The sequence below is a fragment of the Mucilaginibacter ginkgonis genome (assembly GCF_009754905.2).
Taxonomy (GTDB): domain Bacteria; phylum Bacteroidota; class Bacteroidia; order Sphingobacteriales; family Sphingobacteriaceae; genus Mucilaginibacter; species Mucilaginibacter ginkgonis.
In genome coordinates, this window is record NZ_CP066775.1 from 140,218 (window position 1) to 162,248 (window position 22,031).

Here is a 22,031-nt window from a genome sequence, read left to right on the forward strand (position 1 = left end):
GATACCATGAAAAAATCATTATTGGCAATTACTATTGCTTTATCAACCATTGCTTTATCTGCCAAAGCGCAAATTCAACAAGGCAATGTACTTGTAGGCGGCAACTTTACAAACATTAATCTTGGGCTAAATGATCCAAAAATATTTAGCCTGGACATTACACCCAAAGCGGCATGGTTTGTAGCTGATAATCTGGCTTTGGGTGCTTACGCCAATTTAGGAGTACAGACAGCCAAAAATTCTAACACAACTACCAGCTACGGGATTGGCGCATTAGGCCGTTATTATACAGGTTCTGATGTGAGTGTTCTTCGCCACGGGAGGATCTTTGGCGAAGCGACTTTAGGTTTAGGCGGCGTAAACGTAAGCAATGGTGGCGGTAATACCAACGGCCTAAACATAAGCGTAGGACCAGGCTTTGCGTATTTCATTACGCCAAGTATTGGCTTGGAAACCTTGCTGAAATATAATGGCCTGGCAGGTTTTGGCAGTCAGTCTTTTCAAAGCAACCTTAATTTATCGTTTGGCTTCCAGGTGTACCTACCGGGCAGAAGCACAGCTGCAAAGGTAAAACGCGACGCCAAATAGCCATACTAACAACATATTTTAAAATATTCAATCAATAAAGTTTAAGTAAATTATGGAAACAAGTAATAATTATACAGCATCACAATTAAGCCCCGACGGCTTTAATGACCCATATAGTGTTTATAACAATATAACATCGCGGCAGCGCATAAGCTGGCCGGCAATTTTTGCAGGTCTTATCTTAGCAGTACTAACACAATTATTGTTAATGCTTTTGGGTGTAGCTATAGGGATGAGTACCGTTGATGCCGTAGGGCATGACACACCAGGTACCGCACTTGCACTTGGTTCGGGCATATGGTCCGCAGTAAGCTTTATCATATCCTTGTTTGTAGGTGGTTGGGTTGCAGGCCGCCTAGCAAAAGATAAACATACTTCAGAAAGTGTGATACACGGTCTATTGGTTGCGGGCTTAATGTTCATTCTTACCTTTTACCTGTTGTCAAGTGCTATTGGCAGTATTGTAGGCGGAGCAGGGAAAATGGTTGGCAATGCAGTTTCAACCGCAGCCCCGTCTTTAAAAGAAGCAGCGGAGCAAAGATATTCGGGCGGTAACGCGGGGGAAAAACAAATGGCAAATGACAGCGCAAAAATCTCTGATGAAGTTTCTACGCATAAGACAGAAATTGAAGAGAAAAGCCGACAAGTTGCTGATGATGCTGCTTCTGCAGCCGGTAAGGCGGCTTTATATAGCTTTATTGGAGTATTATTGGGTTCAATCGCCGCAGGTTTTGCTGCCAAGTTAGGCAGGGATTCTAAGGTGCCTTACGATTATAACGAGAAACAATCGCACATGAACCAGGCTGCAAATCAGAAAATATAATTAATTAGAAAGTTAACGAAGGGGTGTGACGACATATAAACAATAGTCTGCCAGATAATGCCTTTATTAACCTTTATTGTTGTTTAATAAAGTTAAACTTTGACACAATATGAGGTGTCTGCGTCTCACTTGAGTATGAATAAAAAGCCACTACTAGTAGGGGTTAATGGCATTATAGGAAGCAATTTGGCCGGAAAATTATTACCAGCAGGTTGGAAGGTTTATGGTTTGGCTCTGATAACGACCTACCTTTGTTCTGGTTTAAGCTATCCTTTTAGATATGGTAGTTTGTCGGTTGCACTCTGGAATTTTAACTCAACTCGTGTATTTATCATGAGTTGAATAAGAAACGAGATGGAGGCAGAACTCTCGATTTAAAAAAAACTATAGCGATTATGACTGATATGTCTAAAAGCCTAAAGTTGGGGTTGCGGTTTATCAAGATTCGCCCGACTATTTTTTTGATCTGTTAAAAAACTTCAGGAAGAACAACTCATTCCTTAAATTCAATCTTGTATTTGCAAATGGGCGGTTAAACACACCTATACTTTATAGTATAAATATTTTGACAATCAGTATTTATTCTGGCATAGGTAAATTATTAAAAGTTTTCTTTTGGAGCTTACCAATTAAGTTAGATATATGACAACGCAAGTACAAAACCCCCAGGAAGATCAGGTTAACTTTGATAATGCTGTTAACCAACATACCCTGACAACAAACCCAGAAGCAAGCGACCAAGACGAGAATATTAATAGTGACGAAGATTCTGTAGATCCTGAGACTCATGAATCAGGGACGGATGAGCATGAACCAGCGACGGCCGAAGCCGACGGAGAAGATGCTGCAGGTGAACAGCCAGTTCAGGCGAGCTAAAAAGACATTAAACTAGCTTTCGCTGGAATTAACAAGTAATAGTTAACAAGTAAGCAGCCGGAAATTACCGGCTGTTACTTTTACAGCCTAATTTCCTCCTCCTCATTTGAATCCATCTTTGTGTTGACAAAATATCAGCTCTATTAAATCAAACGGTTACAATTATACCACTTAGTGACTTGGGCAGAACAACATTGTCTATTAGAAGAAGATAATCCTGTTAATATGATGGTTGCAAAAAAATACTAAAAAATTTCAACGCAACTGTTACGATCGCGGTGAACGGCCAGGTTGCCCTGGATATGCTCACGCAAAGCGTGCCTTTTACGATGATTCTTCTTAATCTGGAAATGCGCGTATTAGATGGCTACCAAACGATGGCATACCTAAGTGAGCACAATTATGATGTTCCTGTTTTAGCTTTTACATCATTAGTCGATCACCAGATGTATTAAAACCTTTTAAACTTGGAATTTAAAGATGTTATACTTAAGCCATTGTACCTGCCCACTTATACCCTCAAATTACCAACCAATTACGCACCAAAAATACTTTAAGTTGACCTGATTTAAGAATCAGCAACTTCACATTTCCTTACATTGAATAACCATAGTCAAGATTTCTACATGGCAGATTTGCCTATCATCACATATACGGTTTAGGCAAGACTAAATAATTAAGGTTATTTTTTTATTACGCCCACGCTTTTAAAGACCCATGCTTTAAAAATTACAGGTTCAGCTGATTAAAATAATTAAGATTTTAATTAATCAACAGCGTAAACGAAGACCTGATTAAAACACGACTTTGACTCTTAACTGTTTTCATCGAAACGGATAAAAAGGCCAGCTAAGGTTTTGCCCGCAGTTTCAGATCTGACCATAGATCCGCAAAAGACTACGGCATAAACGGCATCCTTCCCGTTCCGGGCCCCTTCCAATTATTCCGTTTCCTTTTGCCTATCGCGGGCACCTTTCCGGGCTTTCTTTTTTTCCGTTTTTTCTTTGAAAACAGCTTTCAGGGAAATCGGCTGAAAAGGAAAAGCAAATAAAAAATTAATAACCATTAAAATTTTAATCATGGAAATCACAGGCAGACTGGTAGCAAACGCTATCGTGAGAACAACAACTTCGGACAAGAAAGTTACCGATTTCAGGGTAGCCATTAACCGCCGTTACAAATCAAACGGCGAACAGAAAGAAGAAACCACCTACGTAGATTGCGCATACTGGCGCACGGATGCCTTAGCACCTTATTTGACAAAGGGTTTGCTGGTTCAGCTTTACGGGCATATGACAGCCAGGCCTTGGGTATCAAGGGACGGCGAACCGATGGCAAGCCTCAACTTTCACACAAATGAAATTAACCTGCTCGGTGCATCTCAAAGAAATGATAGTGACGGAGCAAAAAGTACCCTAAAACGTCAGAAATAATCACCTAAATTCTTTAATCATGGGACACAATCTTTTTTATAACGAGCAGAGCGGTAAGCACAGTTTTTTTAGTGTAAAGGAAAAGGCATGGCATGGCTTAGGGCAAATTGTAGCCGATTACCCAACAAGCGCAGAAGCGATAGCTTATGCAGGATTAGATTACACGGTAGAGAAGCGACCGCTTTTTACCAGTGCATTCGATAATGTTACCGCTAATGGGGAAGCAGGGAAAATGCCAAAAATACCTGTTCCTAACATGTTCGCAACTGTGCGAAATGACAGCGATACGGTCTTGGGCGTAGTTGGCAAAGATTACGAGGTTGTACAAAATGCAGATGCATTCCAATTCTTTGACGCAATAGTAGGAAATGGTGAAGGTATTAAATACGAGACCGCAGGCGCATTGGGTAATGGTGAACGCATTTTTATTACCGCCAAACTACGTGATTATATCAAAGTGGGCAAGCAGGATTTGATAGCACAGTATTTGTTCCTGACTACCTCACACGATGGGTTTGGAAGCATTACAGCAGCATTTACGCCTACAAGAATTGTATGTAACAATACATTGAATGCTGCATTACGCAATCATTCCAGCGGGATAAAAATCAGGCACACAGCCTCCGCCAATGATCGGTTAAAACAGGCGCACACACTAATGGGGATTTCTCACGTACTGGCTGACGAACTCGAGCAGATTTTTAACAAATGGGCTAATGTCCGTATCACTGATAAAGAGGTTAAAAAGTTAATTGCTATTGCTATGTCGCCGAATAAAGAGGCTTTGCATCATTTGAAAACAGGCAATATCGAAGAACTTTCATCTACCTACACCAATATGGTGGACAGCGCATTCGACTATGCTATGGGTAATTCAACCCAGTTAATGGAAACAACTGCGGGAACGGTATTCGGGGCTTACAATGCAGTTACCGGCTATTTTCAGAATGTTAGAAAATTTAAGGACGGTGACGCCAAGTTCAAATCTATCATGGATGGTACGGCAAAACAAAGGGCGCAGGTAGTTTTCAATCTTTGTGAACGCTTTTCGAATCATGGAGCAGACGCATTAAACCTGAATTAAGAATATAGGGGGGATTTGTTCCCCCCTATAAAACAAATATACAATGAGCATACTGGCAGAAAAAACAGAACGAAAAGCGATAAAGGTTTTGGCGAATACCCTGCGATATTTTGATGACCTGAATTTTTTGAATATGACGGCGGAAGATGATTTCGATGCTGCCACAGCAAAACGCCTGATTTCAGGGTTGGTCGAGAAAAACGGGTACGAGGTGCATTTTCGTCAGGGTAAAGGGACAAAGATTACTAAACAACCCTTATCATGGTAGCACATAACTTTTTGATAACTGTTTTGATTTTAGCGGGCGTAGCAATCCGCTATCAGGTGGCCAAGCGCAGGTTCAACAGGCGCGGATGGGGAGGGGTCGCCTATTTTAAATCATACTCCGCCTCCCTTTTGATAAGGGCAGTAGAAAAAGCGGTGTCCGTCTTTGCATTGTTATGCATTATCGCTGCCCTATTACTGATGGCATCAGGATTTATTAATAAACATTAAAATAACAACAATGAAAACGAATTTTTTTGAATTGGTTGCAGGACTGAATTTTAAAGGCAACCTGTCTGTCAACATAAACAATCATGTTGATGACAAACAAACCGTATCTGTTCACTTGGTCAATACACAACAAATCGGCAGTCAGCCAAACCTTCCACCACTTATTTTCAACGGTTCACCGTCCGAACTCGGCGAGGGTTTTTTCACCCAACTGACCTCGCCCATTCGGCAAACAACGGAACTGTTAGCCAACCTGCATGCTTATCAGGCGGAATTGGAAAAGGCGAAGAAAACGGCTAAAACAGAAAAGGGTAAATCGGCGAAATCGCAACCCGTTGACGAAGAACACGATGACGTGGAAGAGACCGATGACCTTTTTAAAACCCAACCCGACGATAAGCAGGCTAAAGCCGAAAAGAAAAGGCTCTTTGATGATGCCATGGTCAAGGTAAAGGAGTTGGCAAAACAAATGAAATACACCGAGGCGCTCGCCCATTTGCCAAGTGCAGACGACTATCCTGAACAGGCAGAACTGATAGTAGCAAAAAAACAGGAAGTGCAGTCTGGTAAAGACCTCTATGACAAATTACAGGAACAGTTTAACGATTAATCAATCAGCCATGAAAGTAAATATTTTAAAAAGGGTGTTTATACACAAAATAAACGGGCAGGATGTTCGCCTGGCTGACCCGAATGAAACCTTTGACATTGGAGCTGTGCAGAATTTTTATGCAGCAACTTATCCCGTATTAACGAATGCCAAAATAAACGGCCCTGAAATAAAAGACGACGAAATGCAATATAGGTTCGATGCGGTTATAGGAACCAAAGGTTAGTCATGAGGAAATTTCAACAATTCAGGATTGTAAAACTGAACAAAAAGGGAACACAATGGAAAATGCACCAATTATTTGCAGAATTAATAAGGGACTTAGACCGCCTGCCCGATGCGGACGAGGTAAGGCGAAACCCCCTGCGGAGCGCACCACACGAAATGGTAACTCTGGTTTTCTGAATACCTCATTCACACCTGTTTTCGGGTACGAGGGTAACAGGAACAGGCAGGAAAGGGAGTTTAAAAACTCCCTTCATAACCTTTGCGAATATTACCAGTTAGCTGTTCCTGACTTGGAAATGGTTACCTACCCGCATAATATTTATCAGGCATGGACTTACTTACAAGAACAGGTCGGGCTTAAGGAAAAAGGCAGCCACCTGATCATCTTGGAGGATAAAACGAAAAAGGCCGTACTCTCCGTGATTAATACTTTCGATTTGAACGGCCTGTATTATATCCCTGTCCGGGCTTATTGGAAATGGTGGAACACTAAAGGGCAGGAAAAAATTACGGAATTGGTTACCGCTTTATTCGCTTACCTGCATCAGGTTACAGGCGTGCCTTTCTATTCCGAAAACGGCAGTTTTATGGACGGCCAGTATGAAACATTAGACACCTGGATGCAGGAAACAGAGGGCGAGGAAGCTGATGATGACGAAAACAAGGCATGGCGGGAAAAGCGTGAAAATACAATGTATGAATTAAGGCAGGCAGGATGCCATATATTAAGACGTATCCAAGAACCTTGTATCCTGAAAAATATGGAAAAGGTCATCACCCATTATCGCCACGCCGACAATTGGGAACTGGAATGGGAACTGCTCGGGATTGAATTTTTACAGTTATACAGGCAATACCCCAAGCGTTCCATACATGATAATATCCACACCCAATTGATTTATCCTGCTGAGGATGAAACGATTTCAGCCTATCAATACACGGGTTTTTATTGGAGCGGGAAAGATTGCTTTGCGGATGACCTCGATGAAATGATAAACTCTACTTTACAGGAAATAGCTGTTGTAGAGGAACCTAACGCCATACGGTCATTTGAAAAAATACCCGATAGCGGTGAAGGTGTTTTCAGCTATGAAAAGAAACTTTTTGAACTGATGGAGCGGTTAAGGGATTTGCTCAATGAATACGACCACGAAGACGAATAAATCGTTATGAAAAATATAACTGAACAATTTAACGCTGAATTTATACCCGTTAAGGCCTTACTGATTTTCAAGCAGGAAACAGCCGAGAATAACATCAATGGCTATAATTATAAACCTAAAACAGAGGTCTACGTAGAAAGCTACGACATCGGTAAAAACGGCAAGCCAATCAATGCGCATCCGCTATCATTGAAGGAAATCGGCTCTCTTGCTGACGTATTGCAATCGGGGGATGATTTTAAACACGGGTATTTGAAAAGTAGAAACCTGTTACCCGCTAATGTGCTTTATCTCGACCAGCAACGAAATGGCTTTGCGGTATGGTACACCCCGCCACAGGATGCTAATTTGTTATTTATCGACGCGCTGAATGTACCATCAGGTAAATTCAAATTACCTGCTTTGGTATGGAAAGCGCACAGCGAAAAATTATCAGTCTATGCGCTGAAAGGTAAGAACAAACCGAATGAAAAGAGCAAGCTGTACCATGCGCCATTCTTGAATACCTATGCTAACGGCTTGGTGTGTATGGGAACGGTGAATATTGCCATCAGCAAAAGCGAATGCCTTGAAAATTTTATGCGCCTTTGGCAGGAATACTTCTTTAACAGTTATTTCAGCCATTCTATCAATGGTAATTCAACTACGCTGACCGATACTACCATTTTATGGCGTACGCTCGCAAAAAGCGGGGCGGACTTCCCGCTGAAGGAATTAAAATCAACAGGTTACACTATTAAGGACATCATCTCATGAAAAATCAAAATGCACGGACAACAAAACCCGCAGCACATATTATCCCTAAGGAATTGTTACAACCTTATAATCCAGTTACGGTTAACTTAATAGGGGCGGGCGGAACTGGCGGACAGGTGCTAACGGCTTTAGCCCGAATGAACCATTCGCTTATTGCTTTAGGTCATGCAGGATTGTTTGTCAGAATTTTTGATGATGATACGGTCAGCCCCGCAAATTTGGGGCGACAGCTTTTCACAACATCTGAAACGGGGCAATTTAAATCCGTTGCCCTAATCAATCGTATCAACCGCTTTTTCGGCACGAACTGGAAAGCGGAAACGTATCAATATTCCCGTAAAACCACTATTGAGTATTCGCTCACCAGTGCAACAATTATCATTTCCTGCGTGGATACCGTGCAGGCAAGATTTGAGATTGCGCAAGTATTGTCACAATCAGCTAAAAACCATTATAGCAGGGACAGAGGTATGTATTGGATGGATTTTGGTAATAGCCGTAATAACGGGCAGGTCATTTTGTCAACGCTTGGAAAAATCCCCCAACCAGTTTCCGAACGTTTTCGAACAGTCGACACATTGCCCTTAATTACCAATGAATTCAATGACTTAATGGAAGGTGCCGACCAAAATAACGAGGTGCCAAGCTGCTCACTTGCAGAAGCCCTGACCAAACAGGACTTATATATAAACTCTGCATTAGCAAATTGCGGCGCTTCCCTGCTTTGGCAGCTTTTCCGTGAAGGCATTCTATTCAACAGGGGGCTGTTCCTCAATTTGCAGGATTTCAGGGCACAGCCGATGAGGATTGCTTAGGTAAATCCTCCGGAGGGCTCCGGGTTACCGGAGCCCCGTTTCGCCCCGTGTTCCGCTGCCGTTTTATTTTAAAACACGGTGCGGGAAAAACATGACATACACTTCAAGCTTGAAGTGTTAAAAATCTTTTAACGCGAAAGTCCTGTGCTATTTATTGAGGAAAAAAATTCATACGATGACCTCACCTGTTCAAAATTCCAGTTTCATAGATAAGTATTCAAAAATCTTTTTCCTCGGTATCCAACCGGTAGATAGGTGAAAAGTTGTCAATTAGTTCAAAACTTAGTTAACCTCCCTTTTTTGTTATCTTTGAAAGTAACACTATTGAAAACCCGAATTCATTAATGCTTTCTTCATACGCTCAACAAACCATGGTTGACGCACTTCCAATAGGCGCGGCAATATTTTTAGGTAGTGAACTTACTATTGGCGCGGTTAATTACCAAATGCTGAAAATTTGGTCAAAAGATATCTCGGTAATAGATAAGACTTTACACGACGCAATTCCTGAAATTCGAGATCAGGGGTTTAATAAATTATTAGTGGACGTTTTGAATACTGGTGAAGAATATCATGAACCAAATGGTAAAGCGTTTATCTTTGAAAACGGCAATCAAGTACTTAAGTACTTTGACTTTTCATTTAAAGCTCTCAAGGACGCAAACGGTAAAATTTATGGTGTCGTTAATACTGCTGTCGAAACATCTGAAAAGGTGTATTATCAGGAAAAACTAGAGCAAGCGAATGAAGAGTTTTTGTCTTTAAATGAAGAGTTATCAGCGAGTAACGAAGAACTTAAGAGTGCATATGATGAAGTTGACGCCGCTTATAGAAAGTTGTCAATCACCGAGACGAAAGCACGAATGTTGCTTGAAGGTGCACCCACTGCTATTGGGTTAATTGACGCTGATAACTTCAAAATAGATAGTGCGAACGAAAAACTTCTCCAACTATGGCAGATAAACGATGCTGCGATAGGCAAATCGCTAGACGCGGTGTTAGATCAGGAAGTTAGTAGTGGTCTAATATCGATCATTCACCGTGTCAAACTGGAGCGAAAGTCGATCTACGGTCAAGATATAGAAGTCGCACAAAGAGGTGATATTTCTTTTTCGAGATACTTCAACTTTGTTTACCAGCCAGTTCTGGATGAGTTAGGAAACGTCATTAGTGTGCAGATCGTTGCAAACGATGTTACTGCTCAACGTAACTCAAAATTGGAAGTCGATAATGCCCTCATACAACTGAATCTTGCAAAAAAAGCGGCACATATCGGTGTTTTTGATTTGGATGTTGCATCCGACACGTTGTACTGGGACGAAAATTGCAGAAAAATTTTCGGAGTAAAGGCCAGTAAAGAAGTTCGTTATACCGAAGATTTTTTAAAAGGAATTGACCCGGAAGATCGAGAACTTTTTATAACGTCGATTAGAAATGCTTACAATGATAATCGTTACGAGGGCAGTTTTGATGTAGAACACCGTGTTATCGACGCCATGAGTGGCAATATTTGTTGGGTCCGAACAGTCGGACAAGTCTACTTCGATGAGGAAAATGTGCCGCAAAGATTTATAGGGACAATTGTAGACATCTCTGAATCTTACAAGGCGCGTAAGAAGTTGCAGGAAAATGAAGAAAAACTCCAAAATTTTAATGAAGAGCTTACCGTAATGAACGAGGAGTTGAATTCATTAAATGAAGAATATCAGGTAACAAACGAAGAATTAATTTCAACCAATGAAGAACTACTCGCGTTACAAGAAGAAAGAGACCGTCTTCACCAAGAATTAAGTATAAAAGAAGAGCGGTTACGCTTTGCGATGAAGGCCGCAGATGTGGGAACCTGGGATTTAGATGTCGCGAATAATTTGGTTACTTGGGACGACAGGTGTAAAGAACTTTACGGTTTTTCTAAAAATGATGTTGTGCCTTACGATGAGGTGTTACGGTACATGCATCCAAGTGACATGCCATTCGTCAATGAAGCCGTGAAGCGCGCATTAGATCCTTCTTCTAAGGGCAGTTATGATATCAAATTTCGCACTGTCGGCGCAGAAGATGGCCGTGTTCGATGGCTGCACTGCTGTGGCAAAGCATTTTTCAAAGAAGACGGTACGCCGTACCGATTTTCAGGAATTGCGCAAGATATAACCGAAACACAAGCACTTCTACGTGAAGTGGAGAGCACGAAAAACAATTTAAAATTTGCAATAGAAGCTGCAAATTTTGGAACATGGCATTTAAATACCAATACTAACAAACTCGACGTCAATGATCGGTTGAGAGAGCTATTTGCTTTACCAGACGACGGAGAGGTGACACGTGCTGACTGTGTTGCGATGATTACCGAAGACCATCGTGAAAGGGTTAGCAAAGCTATACAAGCTACAATCCAAAGTGGAGGCAATTATGATGTTTCTCATACCGTGCGTCGAAAAAATAGCGACGACGTTAGATGGTTACGTGCTGTGGGAAACGTTAAGGCTGATGAAGAGGGGAAATTAACAGCATTCACCGGTGTTGTACTGGATATAACGGAGCAAAAGCTGGATGAACAACGTAGAAGTGACTTTATTGGCATTGTCAGCCATGAGTTGCGTTCGCCATTAACTTCCTTAAATGGGTATCTTCAGATACTTACCATGAAAGCCAATAAAGCTGGTGATCAATCTACATTAGATCTCACCGGAAAATCCAGACGTCAGGTAGATCGAATGAGCGCGTTGATCTCAGGGTTTCTGGATGTCGCGCGGATTGGCGAAGGAAAGATTAAGCTTAACCTGAAATCGTTTGACATGGCAGAACTGGTGAAAGCGGCTGAGGAAGAGTCTTTAGCTACTATCACCTCTCATACGATCATGTTTCATCCTGTATTGTTTACACCAGTTACTGCAGATCAAGATAAAATTGAACAAGTTTTAGTGAACCTGATTAACAACGCTGTCAAATATTCGCCACATAATAGTGTTATCAACGTTGCGTGTGTAACGGTTAATGGAAGAGCACATGTAAGTGTCAGCGATGAAGGCATGGGTATCCCCGCAAAAGATTTACCGCATATTTTTAACAGATTTTATCGTGTTGAAAGTGAAGCTACCAAATCAACTAAAGGTTTTGGGATCGGGTTGTTTATCAGCAAGGACATCATTGAAAGTCACGGCGGGAAAATTGGTGTTGAGAGCGTAGTAGGTAAAGGCAGCACTTTTTGGTTTGAATTACCTGTAGATCCGACGCCACAATAATTTTCGTCTATTAAAAATAATTGGTGGCATCATTTTCGCCTAAGTATATTTAACTATCTTATAATGCCTAATAAAATACTCATCGTCGATGACGAGACGGATATATGTGACGTCCTCGATATTGTTTTGAAAGAAGAAGGCTTTCAAACCTCAATATTAACTTCTGGAAAGCCAGTTTACTCTTCTGTGCTCGAAGATACACCTGACCTTATTATCATGGATATCCGCCTTGGTGATATGGACGGGCGTGATATATGTCGAAAAATTAAAGAGAGTCGAGAGATTGCTAAAACCCCAATTATTCTTATTTCCGCGAGTGATAATATGAGTGACAAGCTGGACGGCCCTGGAGCGCCGGATGATTTCGTTGCTAAGCCATTCGATATTGAGATGCTTGTCCAAACAGTAAATCGTCATTTAGCTTGAAAAATTGTAGTAAAACGGCTACGATGATAAAAGTGATAATTTACATTAGCAATATTTGATCAAAAATCTTTATACGAAATATTCACTTATTTTTAGATAATCTGATATTATAAATTGCTGAAATAATTATGTCGATGATGAAGCAGACGGTAAAATATCAAATCGCACAGTCTGGTAAAAAGGGTGCTGTTCATTACGAAGGCAAAGACCGCAGGACCAGTCTCGACGAATCTTTTGGTAAAGATAAAGTCGATCGTATAAGGGAAGCTATTGGCTTTACGAAAGTTTCCAAATAATATTAAGGCCTCCTTTGGAGGCCTTTTTTATGTTTTCCCATCTGCTTATTGTCATCACAATCAAAATAATTTTAATAACTCTTTTATCATAGAGATTGCAGTATAGCCAACCTTAAAAATTTCAATAGATTGTTAAGCGCTGATGACCGGTTTCGTTGGTTAAGTTTCATGTCCATTTAAATAATATGGTCAAAGAAACTGATCCTGACTTGCCAAACCTTGCCTGGATTTAAGTTGGCAATCAGCTGTCTAAATTCGCTAATTTATAAAGCTGTGGTTTGAAATCTTTCGAATATTGGTATGTTTCATTTGCAAAGGTTCGTCCATCCTCACCCATATTAAAATCATTAAGAGCAGCATTCAATGCTTTTGCAAGAGTTTTTCTGGACACCGGCTTGATAATCCCAATTTTTTTAAGGTCTTCGAAATAACCGCAGATCACGCCAATATGCTTATTACGGTTGCCGATAAACTTGAAATTTTCATCTAAAAGTTTGGGTTTTGTCTGGGTCAATGCCTGCACATAAAATCTCCAGTTTCCATTTAGAAAAACTTCTTGCAAAGCTGACACGCTTCCATTATCCTGGTTATCTGTCAGCTTTTCTAATGGAATATAATTACCTAAGATATTATAGTCGTCCATTTTTAAGTCGCCTAATGACCGAAGGGTTACAACGCTCATTTTTGCTGATAATTGCTGGATTTGATTGAGTATCGTTACGATTGCAGGCAAATAACCATTGGAAATCATTAAAAAAGATTCATCCTTAACAGCTACACCATGATCATCATTCAATTGATTTAGCCTGTATGACTGCAGCTGTTTAAAGAGTAGATACAATCTTCCAATCTTGTTATAATAAACGTCTTCAACAAAAAATTTAAGGCCATCCTTATTGGCCATGTTGTTGAGTAAAATGTATTCAAAATCTTTACTGCACTTTTCATCGAGTGTATCCTGGTAAATGATATTTTGCTTTTTAAGGTCATAGTCATAACCTCTTAACTGGTCGAAAATCGAATCATAGGCATCGTAAAATCTGTCGAACAAATTATTGATTGCGTGATAATTGATCCCCTCATTTATATTAACCGGCCCTGAACTTTTATTTGCATGATTATCAAATTCCTTAAAAACCTCTGGATATCTGCTCCTCCAATCATCTGTGGCCGACAGCTTTGCTGAATTGTAACCAAGTTTTTTAATGACGTTTTCTGTCAACATTAATGGACATGTTTTCTTTACATATTCCCAGCCGTAACTGCTGTTCGAAACATCTGAATGATAATAATGGTAATGCAAATCACCAAGCAGTTTTGGTGAATGATCGCTGTATAACAATGCAGCAGTTATAGGAAATTCTGCCTCATAATCTTTTTTTCCTAATTCCCACCCTTCAAGATAAAGCTGTCTGTAATGATGATTATCAACTTTTATGATTTCTTGAGTGTCTACATCCTTTAGTTTTACCTCATTTGAGCAGAGAACAAATGCCACCATAGGTTCATAGATCTTGGTTTCAACATTTTCGAAATTTAAGCCCATATACCCGTATTTTTCAATCTGGTCTTTAAAGTGTTTAAATTCGTACTGTGCTATTGGGCCTGTGACCTCTTCCGGAATAAAAAATTTCCATTCCTTTTTGCCGAATAAGTTAAGGTTATTACCGGCAGTTGAACTTTGGTAATTCTCAAGGCCTGTTTCAACGCCATTTAATTTATCATTGACGATGGGTTCAATTTGCTTTAGCCTTTTGTAACCTTTCCAATCTTTCTGACAATATTCTTTTTCAGGGGAATCGCCGGGATACTTCAAAAATTCTTTCTCCACTAGCCTTAAGGTCGAATTATATTGTGCATTCATATTCTCGACCGGATAGCCTCCGAACCATTTTAACAGAAAACCTAATAAGGTGTGCCGCTTCTGTGCATCTAATGGTAAAGCTTTCAGCGTCTCGATGACGGTATGCGGTTTATCGATGTTTTCAGATATAAAGTGATATTGTTTATAAAGCAGATTTAAAAATAGTAAAGGGTGAAAATGTTCATTACCATGGCCATCTTCAAAATATTCTACTGTGAAAAATACGAGGTCCTGATTAGGGATGTTATTTGCGTTATAATAATAATCAAACGTATAGGGATAGGAATATGCCGACAGGTCCATTTAAGCTAAAATCATTAATCGTTCAATATGATATTAATATTGTTGTAAGACTAATTTAATATTAATGGCTCAGTTTAGTGGTGACCTGAATGATTTTTATGATCTAAGGGAAATTGAAAAAACTCTTCTACAGTTACATCTAAAGCAGTAACTATTTTTAAAAAGCTACTCATATTTACGTTTTTTCCGGTTTCACATCTTCGCAATAGCATCCTGCCAATGTTATTTTCGTGCGCGAATTTTTCGTAGCTTAAATTTCCACTTCGTATTCTCAGAGATTTAATGCGATTCCCGATAGATTTAAGTTGGTCTTCAATGGAACCATCGCCGCTGGTTGAATTTATTTCATTTGATTTCATAAGCAAATCAAATTATAAATGAGGACAGTTGGTACTCCATAAAAGCAGTATCAAAAATGATATATTCAATCTCTATTGTTCGTAATACCTGATTAAATTCCTGATGGAATTCTCAAGAATGAGAAGGCTTGATTTTATGAGATCATCACTGGGTTCGAAGATTGGTGATTCAGACAAATTTTTTAAAGAATTTTCTGCAGTCTGATATGTCATAATTAAGCTGATAATTCTGATAAGTGAAGTTATCTGATCGGTTAATGCATTGGTATCGCTTTTAAATTGCTGTGCGGTACGGATAATTTTATGATTTTCAGGTACCTGGTTAAGTTCTTCGGGAATCGTATGGCTTGCATTATCAGATCTGCAAAATCCATCTTGGTGTTTAGTGCAATTTGATATAAAATTAACCAGGTGTATGGCTTTATTTTTATACCAGTGCTTTACATTAAACCTAAATTTTGAAATTGCGTATTCCCTCACTGTTACTGCTTTTTTACCGGAAAGGTCGTCCAGCATGTCAATAAGTTGATTGACAAAAACTTCAAACTTATGGAAGACAAATACATAACCCAGACGAATGGTATCATGCTGGATGATGACTGGATCGTAATTTACTGACGTAAATACATTTTTAAATAAAGACTTTTGAATATTATCTCTGGTATTTACCACCAGTTTATTTGCTGCCGGTATAAAACTACCATATACAATTGTTATTGCATCATGTATACTCATTATACCAACTGCTACGAAGGTGTGGAGCTTTTTCAAATCCTCATCCTCCAGCACCTTTTCATAATTTGGAATTTTGGAAAACTCAGAAGAGATATTAAATACTGCCCGATCAAAGGAAGAAAGCGCCTGCTTTTTCATAGTCACTTATGTGGGTTGAATCTTATTGAAAATTTAAAAGCATATCAGCGACTTCATGCTTGGTTTCGTTTTCAAATCCCTTCCAATAATTCTGGGTAGTGGAAAGTGTACTGTGACCGAGCGCTTCCTGGGCGAATTCTAAGCCTTGTTTTCTTGTAACCATAGTGGTAAAGGTATGCCGCGCTTCCATTGTGCCAAGCTTAATATTAAGTTTATATTGTTCAGCGATCTTTGCCATATGCTGGTTGATAAATCTCACGAAATTCTGATTAGTTCGGTGCTTTTCTAAAGCGTTCATTCCTGCTTTAAATATGGGGAAAACGTAATCATTGGGCTTAGCTGTTAGCTTACCGTACTGTTCTATCATTTCTTTAACAAAGTTTGTTATTGGCACAATGATAGGTTTGGGATCTTCCTTTGTGGTATTTTTTGTCTTGTGCCTTAAGAAACTGAAATAAGTGCCATGGAAATTTTTAATCTGCAACTCAGATATGTCCCTGATATTCATGCCATTGCATTGATAACTAAAAAACCAGAAAGCTCTTGCCTTTTGTTGGTAAACGTTGTGGCTTAGGTCTAATTCGAATAATTTCTTCAGATCATTGGTTTCGATAGCCTTTTTCGTGTTTTTGCCAGTAGGAATTTTATATTTTTTGAATGGATATAATTCCTTGTCGATGATTTTATCCTCTATTGCCACATTAAAAATTTTACGCAATGGTCTCAGGTAAATTCCTACAGATGTCCTCGATTTACCTTTTCCAGTAAACCATTGCTCGTATTTATGAAGAAAAGAAGGTGTAATAACATCAAAAGGAATTATGCCGCCCGAGTTCTTTTTACCCTCAAAATAGAAGGACTTTATAGAATTAATACTACAAGAATAACTTGATGCCGTACCAACCTGGTCGGTTTTAATTAATTCATCTATATAGGCTTGATACCTGTCAATAACATTAAGTTCTAAATAGGTAGATGCAAATAAGAGCTCTTCAAATTTTTCGAAGGTAAAATGAGAAATGCTTTCAGCAACTTCATTTGCTTTAGCTTCAAGTGCGGAAAGTTCAATCTTTAATGTTTTCAGATATTCACCTTTAGGTTTTAATGTTTTATACGAATTCTGGAAGTCCGATTCCGATAGATTCTTACCCACACTAAAAAGTTTCTGTCTTCCGTAGAAAACCTGAATTCTTAAAGGATAGATATTATCTTCTCGCTTTCGCCTGGTGTCAAGCCACAAAGATATCTTGGGTCTTTTTATTATCTGTTCCATTTCGTAACTATGTGCATACTTTATAATTCAAAAATACTGGTTATGATATTGAAATCCCAATAAATAGTCAATTTTATGTGCATACTTTGTGCATACTTTTGATATAAAAAACAACAAATATCGATAAATAACGAAAAGTGTAAATTTTATAATTAGCTATAAATCAATGCAATAACAGTTAACAATTAGTATGCGATAGCTATTGTTTCTGACTGTTAATCAGAGGGTCGCTGGTTCGAGCCCAGCCTCAGGAGCGAAAGCCCCGCATTTTATGCGGGGCTTTTTCATTATGACATATTTTGTTTACATTCTTTATTCCCCATTTTGCAAACAAGTTTTATGTTGGGCAAACAGAGGATATGAAAGTTCGACTAGAACTCCATAACACCGGCGCTTTTGCCGTGTCATGAAACGAGTATTAATGACCTATAATCCGTTATAAAAATCGAAGAACTTTTTAAGGTCGTCATCATTTTTAAAATTGAGGTTAACCGCCTTTAAAAACTGGTCAATCTTATCAGACTTGTCGGACAGGGTTGCCAGCATCGATGCCTTGTTCTTTTTTACTGGTAACATTTTACCATCTGCAAAAACATAATAAGACTCACTTTCTTCAAATTTTTTTACAGTCTCAGAACTTCCGTAAGTTTTAATTTCTGATAATTCCTTACCGTAACTTTTAAGCAGACTTTTCTTACCGGTACTTAAGACTTCGTAATAAACATTCGATTTTTGACCTGCAACGGCAGGAAAATCATTAGAAAAGTTTCTAACCGGAGGGCCTTTGAAAGTAAAAGATTTTACCAGGTCGGCAAAAGTTTGTTCATCATCACTGTTTTCTGTTTTAAATATTAGCTTATTCTCATACACATCATATTTAAGATAAACGTTTTCGAGTTTCTTCCCGTTAGCAGTCGAAACGCTTCCCAGTGCCCATTTATCATTTAAATATCTGCTGCCTTCAACATCGGCGTCTTTTGTTAGTATTGTTTTGTTATTGCCGTCGCGCATTACTTGAGCAGAAGCTACTTTGTTATTTATAACTAGAACTGATACGGCGAAAAGAAATAGGATGATTTTCATTGATTGTTATTAAAGTTTATGAATCGGTTGCGTAGCAATATACAAATCACTTACAATAATTATCTTTCAAAACATCTTGGTTTATTGTGCATCACACTGCAATGACTCAGAATTACATTTATAATTATTATTCCTCGCCCTCCAACTGCTCTTCTTCCAGATCAAGCCTTCTTTCTATGTAATGGATAATGTCGTCATCATAACCGTCTTTGCGGCGGTACTCATGCAGTTTCCGGCGTTCACGCTCGGTTATGTTTATCATCACTTTGCGGTAATGCGCTAATTTCTCCACTGCTTTGTCCCTAAACTCTTCATTGCCGGCTGCGCGGGTTAACAGCTCCAACTTGTTTTTTATAAATTCTTTACGGTGCTGCAGCAGCTTGTTGCCTTCGGTATCTTTAGTATGTTTAGTCTCTAACTCATCAAGCGCGTTTGTATACAACTCGAGTTCCATCTCAAACAATTGCTGATTGTCAGGTTTGGCTCCCGGCATCATCATCTCCCCCGGTCTTACAATTTTTACAATCCATGGCAAAGTAAGCCCCTGGCCGACAAGAGTGATCAAGATAACTACAAAGGTGATAAACAAAATGAGGTTGCGGAAAGGAAATGTCTGTCCGCCCGGTAGCAACAACGGAATTGCCGACGCAGACGCCAGTGACACTACCCCCCGCATGCCTGCCCAGCCTACCACAAATGGTCCGCGCCAACCCGGTTTATCATAGGCTACGGTTATGTACTTACTTATAAATGCGGTAAACCAGCCCGAAAATACACTTGATAGCAGCCTTATTACTATCACTGCGAACGTAATGATCAACGCATATTCTGTAGCAGTGACCACGTCCATTGTTTTGATTGCCTTTGCTATCTCGGGCAATTGTAAGCCAATAAGAAAGAAAATTATCGCATTGAAAATAAATACAATGGACGACCATAAGGCGGCCGACTTAAGCCTGCTTTGGTGCGAGAAAACAAAGTGTATCTGGTAGGCGGTAAGCAGCCCGCCGGTTACTACCGCCAACACACCTGACGAATGAACCGACTCTGCAGTAATATAAATGAGGTATGGTAGCGTAAGCGAGAATGCGACATCAAGATTGGCATTGGTAGGCAGCCATTTGTAGATCACATAATAGAGCATTCCAAAGGCAAGGCCGATGCCGATTCCGGATATTACGACAAAAGCGAAACCGGTTACAGCCTGGTGCCATACAAAGCCAGTACTGGTAGCCGCTATCAGCGCAAAGCGGAACAGCGTTAAACTGGTGGCATCGTTTAGCAGGCTTTCGCCCTCTAAAATTGTCTTGGTTGTTTTTGGCAGTTTGGTATAACTAAGCACAGACATGGCAGCAGCCGCATCGGGTGGTGAAATTATAGCACCAAGCATAAAACCTTCGGCGAGCGGGAAGCCGGGTATGAGCCAATGACTAATGAATGCAACCAACGTCGCGGTAAATAACACAAACCCAAATGCCATAACAGATATTACCCTTCGCCATTTCCATAGTCCTTTTAAAGAAATTTGATGCGATGCATCAAAAAGGATCGGCGGCAGTATGATCACGAACACCAGTTCGGGGTCAATGTGGATTTTTGGAACAGCAGGTATAAAACTTAGCGCCAATCCGGCTATGACTAGAAAAACGGGATAGGCGATCTTAATTTTTTGAGCGATGACAACCAGTATAGCTACAGTAAATATCAGTCCTAAATATAGGATGACCATGGTTTGCAAGCTGGTATGGTGCATACGGCGCGGCTTAAAAGTCTGTTGGTAAGTAAATGATTTTAGGAAAATTAATCATAAACCGTGGTATATAGAAATGTCGCAGTTGAAGTTTAGGACTATTATAAACACAATTATGTAAGTGCCTGTTGCAAAGCTATATTTGCTGATATGGCAACCGTATCACTTAAAAGCGCTGATGGAAAGTGGGTTATGGCATCGGCCATTCTTGCATCGTCAATGGCGTTTATTGATGGCACAGCCTTAAACGTAGTATTGCCCGCTCTGCAAAAAAATCTGAATGCAACCGGTGCCGATCTGTTTTGGATTCTAAATGCATACCTGCTGATGTTGGCCTCGCTTATCCTGATCGGCGGGTCGTTGGGCGATAAGCTGGGCCGCAAGAAAATGTTCATTGCAGGCATTGTCATTTTTATTCTTGGCTCTGCACTTTGCGGCATCTCAACAAGTATTTTACTGCTTATTGCTTTCAGGCTGATACAAGGGCTTGGAGGGGCATTTATGATTCCCGGTAGTTTAGCATTGATTTCGTCATCTATTGACCCAAAGGAGCGTGGCAAGGCAATTGGTACCTGGTCTGCAGTAACAACATTGGTTACTATGGGCGGACCCATTTTGGGCGGTGCCCTGGCAGACGCGGGCCTTTGGCGTTACATATTCTTCATTAACGTGCCCATTGGCATTGCCGCGCTGGCCGTTTTGCTTACACGTGTCAAAGAGGTGCCAAGTAAAGACACTGACAAGACCATAGATATTTGGGGCGCGGTTACCATTTGCCTGGGTTTGGCATTACTTACATTCGGCTTTTTGCGCATACCGGCTTTAGGAGTGTATCACTGGCAATCGCTTAGCTCGCTAGTCATGGGGATGGCGTTTTTAGCTGCCTTTATCGTTATCGAATTGAGAGGCCATCACCCAATGATGCCCATGTCACTATTCGCAAACCCGACATTTAGCGGAGCAAATTTACTAACGCTGTTTCTCTACGCGGGCCTTGGCGCGGGTATGTTGTTTTTATCGCTAAACCTGGTACAGGTGCAAGGTTATACGCAGTTGCAATCGGGATTAACTTTTTTGCCGTTTACCATTATGATGATCAGCATTGCCCGTTTTGCCGGCGGGCTTGCAGACAAGCATGGACCCAGGCTGCTATTAATTTGCGGGCCGGCTGCCGCAGGTTTGGGGCTTCTTATCCTATCTTTTGTAAAACAAACTGCCGGGCCGTCGGACTACTGGACGACGTTTCTTCCGGGGGTAATTGTATTTGGTTTAGGTATGTCATTTACCGTTGCACCTTTAACCACAGCGGTGATGACGTCAGTCGCGGATAATTACTCGGGCACAGCGTCAGGCGTTAACAACGCCATGACGCGCATTGCCAACGTGTTTGCCAATGCTGTTTTTGGTGCCTTGGCCGTGGTGTTTTTTACGGGCGCACTGCAAAAAGAAATATCGGGTCTAAAGCTATCGCAGCCTCAGCAGCAAGAAATTATAAACGCAGGGGTAAACTTAGGAAATGCTAAAATACCTGCCGGTGTTAACGAGAATGAAAAGCCGAGGGTTGAAAAAGCATTTCACCAAAGCTTTATTCATGCCTACAGCAATGTAATGCGTATCAGTGCGGGGTTGACCTTCCTTGCCGCTTTATCAGCCGCCATATTTATTCGCAACGAAAAGAAAAAATTGTAGGC

The 22,031-nt window shown here is 40.3% G+C and carries 24 protein-coding genes; 17 read left to right on the forward strand and 7 right to left on the reverse strand.

Features of this window, described 5'->3' with window-relative positions; genetic code table 11:
• Positions 1 to 6: 6 nt before the first annotated feature.
• From GO620_RS00640 to GO620_RS00655, 4 genes are all read left to right on the forward strand, one after another.
• Positions 7 to 588 carry a hypothetical protein gene (locus GO620_RS00640; protein ID WP_157523304.1) on the forward strand — a complete coding sequence of 194 codons (582 nt, stop codon included), beginning with the start codon at positions 7 to 9 and terminating at the stop codon, positions 586 to 588.
• A 52-nt stretch (positions 589 to 640) separates the two neighbouring features.
• Positions 641 to 1,411 (forward strand): YrzE family protein, encoded by a 771-nt coding sequence (locus tag GO620_RS00645; RefSeq protein WP_157523303.1) that lies wholly within the window; start codon positions 641 to 643, stop codon positions 1,409 to 1,411.
• A gap of 642 nt (positions 1,412 to 2,053) precedes the next feature.
• Positions 2,054 to 2,287 (forward strand): hypothetical protein, encoded by a 234-nt coding sequence (locus tag GO620_RS00650; RefSeq protein WP_157523302.1) that lies wholly within the window; start codon positions 2,054 to 2,056, stop codon positions 2,285 to 2,287.
• A 278-nt stretch (positions 2,288 to 2,565) separates the two neighbouring features.
• On the forward strand, positions 2,566 to 2,742 hold the full coding sequence (locus GO620_RS00655; protein WP_157523301.1) for a response regulator: 177 nt from the start codon (positions 2,566 to 2,568) through the stop codon (positions 2,740 to 2,742).
• Positions 2,743 to 3,227: 485 nt separating this feature from the next.
• Here the strand turns inward: GO620_RS00655 and GO620_RS00660 are convergent, their stop codons facing one another.
• The gene (locus GO620_RS00660) at positions 3,228 to 3,368 is read right to left on the reverse strand and encodes a hypothetical protein (RefSeq protein WP_157523300.1); all 141 of its coding nucleotides are present in this window, start codon (positions 3,366 to 3,368) and stop codon (positions 3,228 to 3,230) included.
• Here GO620_RS00660 and GO620_RS00665 point away from each other — a divergent pair.
• From GO620_RS00665 to GO620_RS00720, 12 genes are all read left to right on the forward strand, one after another.
• On the forward strand, positions 3,367 to 3,720 hold the full coding sequence (locus GO620_RS00665; RefSeq protein WP_157523299.1) for a single-stranded DNA-binding protein: 354 nt from the start codon (positions 3,367 to 3,369) through the stop codon (positions 3,718 to 3,720). The genes GO620_RS00660 and GO620_RS00665 overlap by 2 nt on opposite strands.
• A 19-nt stretch (positions 3,721 to 3,739) precedes the next feature.
• A complete protein-coding gene (locus GO620_RS00670; RefSeq protein ID WP_157523298.1) occupies positions 3,740 to 4,804 on the forward strand; it encodes a DUF932 domain-containing protein in 1,065 nt (354 codons plus the stop codon).
• Between the two features lie 43 nt (positions 4,805 to 4,847).
• The gene (locus GO620_RS00675; protein WP_157523297.1) at positions 4,848 to 5,072 is read left to right on the forward strand and encodes a hypothetical protein; all 225 of its coding nucleotides are present in this window, start codon (positions 4,848 to 4,850) and stop codon (positions 5,070 to 5,072) included.
• Complete coding sequence (locus tag GO620_RS00680) at positions 5,066 to 5,299, forward strand: hypothetical protein (RefSeq protein WP_157523296.1); 234 nt, start codon at positions 5,066 to 5,068, stop codon at positions 5,297 to 5,299. The genes GO620_RS00675 and GO620_RS00680 overlap by 7 nt, the downstream gene beginning before the upstream one ends.
• A 10-nt stretch (positions 5,300 to 5,309) precedes the next feature.
• Positions 5,310 to 5,909: a hypothetical protein gene (locus tag GO620_RS00685; RefSeq protein ID WP_157523295.1), complete on the forward strand. Its 600-nt coding sequence runs from the start codon at positions 5,310 to 5,312 to the stop codon at positions 5,907 to 5,909.
• Positions 5,910 to 5,919: 10 nt separating this feature from the next.
• Positions 5,920 to 6,135 (forward strand): PRTRC system protein C, encoded by a 216-nt coding sequence (locus tag GO620_RS00690; protein ID WP_157523294.1) that lies wholly within the window; start codon positions 5,920 to 5,922, stop codon positions 6,133 to 6,135.
• 55 nt (positions 6,136 to 6,190) lie between these two features.
• Positions 6,191 to 7,300, forward strand: a complete 1,110-nt coding sequence (locus GO620_RS00695; protein WP_157523293.1) for a hypothetical protein — start codon at positions 6,191 to 6,193, stop codon at positions 7,298 to 7,300.
• A 6-nt stretch (positions 7,301 to 7,306) separates the two neighbouring features.
• The gene (locus GO620_RS00700) at positions 7,307 to 8,056 is read left to right on the forward strand and encodes a PRTRC system protein B (RefSeq protein WP_157523292.1); all 750 of its coding nucleotides are present in this window, start codon (positions 7,307 to 7,309) and stop codon (positions 8,054 to 8,056) included.
• Positions 8,053 to 8,871 carry a PRTRC system ThiF family protein gene (locus GO620_RS00705; RefSeq protein ID WP_157523291.1) on the forward strand — a complete coding sequence of 273 codons (819 nt, stop codon included), beginning with the start codon at positions 8,053 to 8,055 and terminating at the stop codon, positions 8,869 to 8,871. Before GO620_RS00700 ends, GO620_RS00705 begins: the two co-directional genes overlap by 4 nt.
• A gap of 371 nt (positions 8,872 to 9,242) precedes the next feature.
• A complete protein-coding gene (locus GO620_RS00710) occupies positions 9,243 to 12,113 on the forward strand; it encodes a PAS domain-containing protein (protein ID WP_198173490.1) in 2,871 nt (956 codons plus the stop codon).
• A gap of 63 nt (positions 12,114 to 12,176) precedes the next feature.
• A complete protein-coding gene (locus tag GO620_RS00715) occupies positions 12,177 to 12,539 on the forward strand; it encodes a response regulator transcription factor (protein WP_157523289.1) in 363 nt (120 codons plus the stop codon).
• 137 nt (positions 12,540 to 12,676) lie between these two features.
• Entirely contained in the window at positions 12,677 to 12,835 is a 159-nt protein-coding gene (locus tag GO620_RS00720) for a hypothetical protein (protein ID WP_157523288.1), read from the forward strand.
• 241 nt (positions 12,836 to 13,076) lie between these two features.
• On the opposite strand, the gene GO620_RS00725 is transcribed toward GO620_RS00720, so the two are convergent.
• From GO620_RS00725 to GO620_RS00750, 6 genes are all read right to left on the reverse strand, one after another.
• Positions 13,077 to 14,666 carry a hypothetical protein gene (locus tag GO620_RS00725; RefSeq protein WP_157523287.1) on the reverse strand — a complete coding sequence of 530 codons (1,590 nt, stop codon included), beginning with the start codon at positions 14,664 to 14,666 and terminating at the stop codon, positions 13,077 to 13,079.
• Between the two features lie 410 nt (positions 14,667 to 15,076).
• Positions 15,077 to 15,361 (reverse strand): helix-turn-helix domain-containing protein, encoded by a 285-nt coding sequence (locus tag GO620_RS00730; protein WP_198173488.1) that lies wholly within the window; start codon positions 15,359 to 15,361, stop codon positions 15,077 to 15,079.
• 72 nt (positions 15,362 to 15,433) lie between these two features.
• On the reverse strand, positions 15,434 to 16,234 hold the full coding sequence (locus tag GO620_RS00735) for a hypothetical protein (RefSeq protein WP_157523286.1): 801 nt from the start codon (positions 16,232 to 16,234) through the stop codon (positions 15,434 to 15,436).
• A gap of 22 nt (positions 16,235 to 16,256) precedes the next feature.
• Positions 16,257 to 17,507: a tyrosine-type recombinase/integrase gene (locus tag GO620_RS00740; protein WP_157523285.1), complete on the reverse strand. Its 1,251-nt coding sequence runs from the start codon at positions 17,505 to 17,507 to the stop codon at positions 16,257 to 16,259.
• Between the two features lie 426 nt (positions 17,508 to 17,933).
• A complete protein-coding gene (locus tag GO620_RS00745) occupies positions 17,934 to 18,590 on the reverse strand; it encodes a hypothetical protein (RefSeq protein WP_157523284.1) in 657 nt (218 codons plus the stop codon).
• 127 nt (positions 18,591 to 18,717) lie between these two features.
• Positions 18,718 to 20,343: a Na+/H+ antiporter gene (locus tag GO620_RS00750; protein WP_157523283.1), complete on the reverse strand. Its 1,626-nt coding sequence runs from the start codon at positions 20,341 to 20,343 to the stop codon at positions 18,718 to 18,720.
• Positions 20,344 to 20,490: 147 nt separating this feature from the next.
• On the opposite strand from GO620_RS00750, the gene GO620_RS00755 reads away from it, so the two are divergent.
• Positions 20,491 to 22,029 (forward strand): MFS transporter, encoded by a 1,539-nt coding sequence (locus GO620_RS00755; RefSeq protein ID WP_157523282.1) that lies wholly within the window; start codon positions 20,491 to 20,493, stop codon positions 22,027 to 22,029.
• Positions 22,030 to 22,031 lie beyond the last annotated feature (2 nt).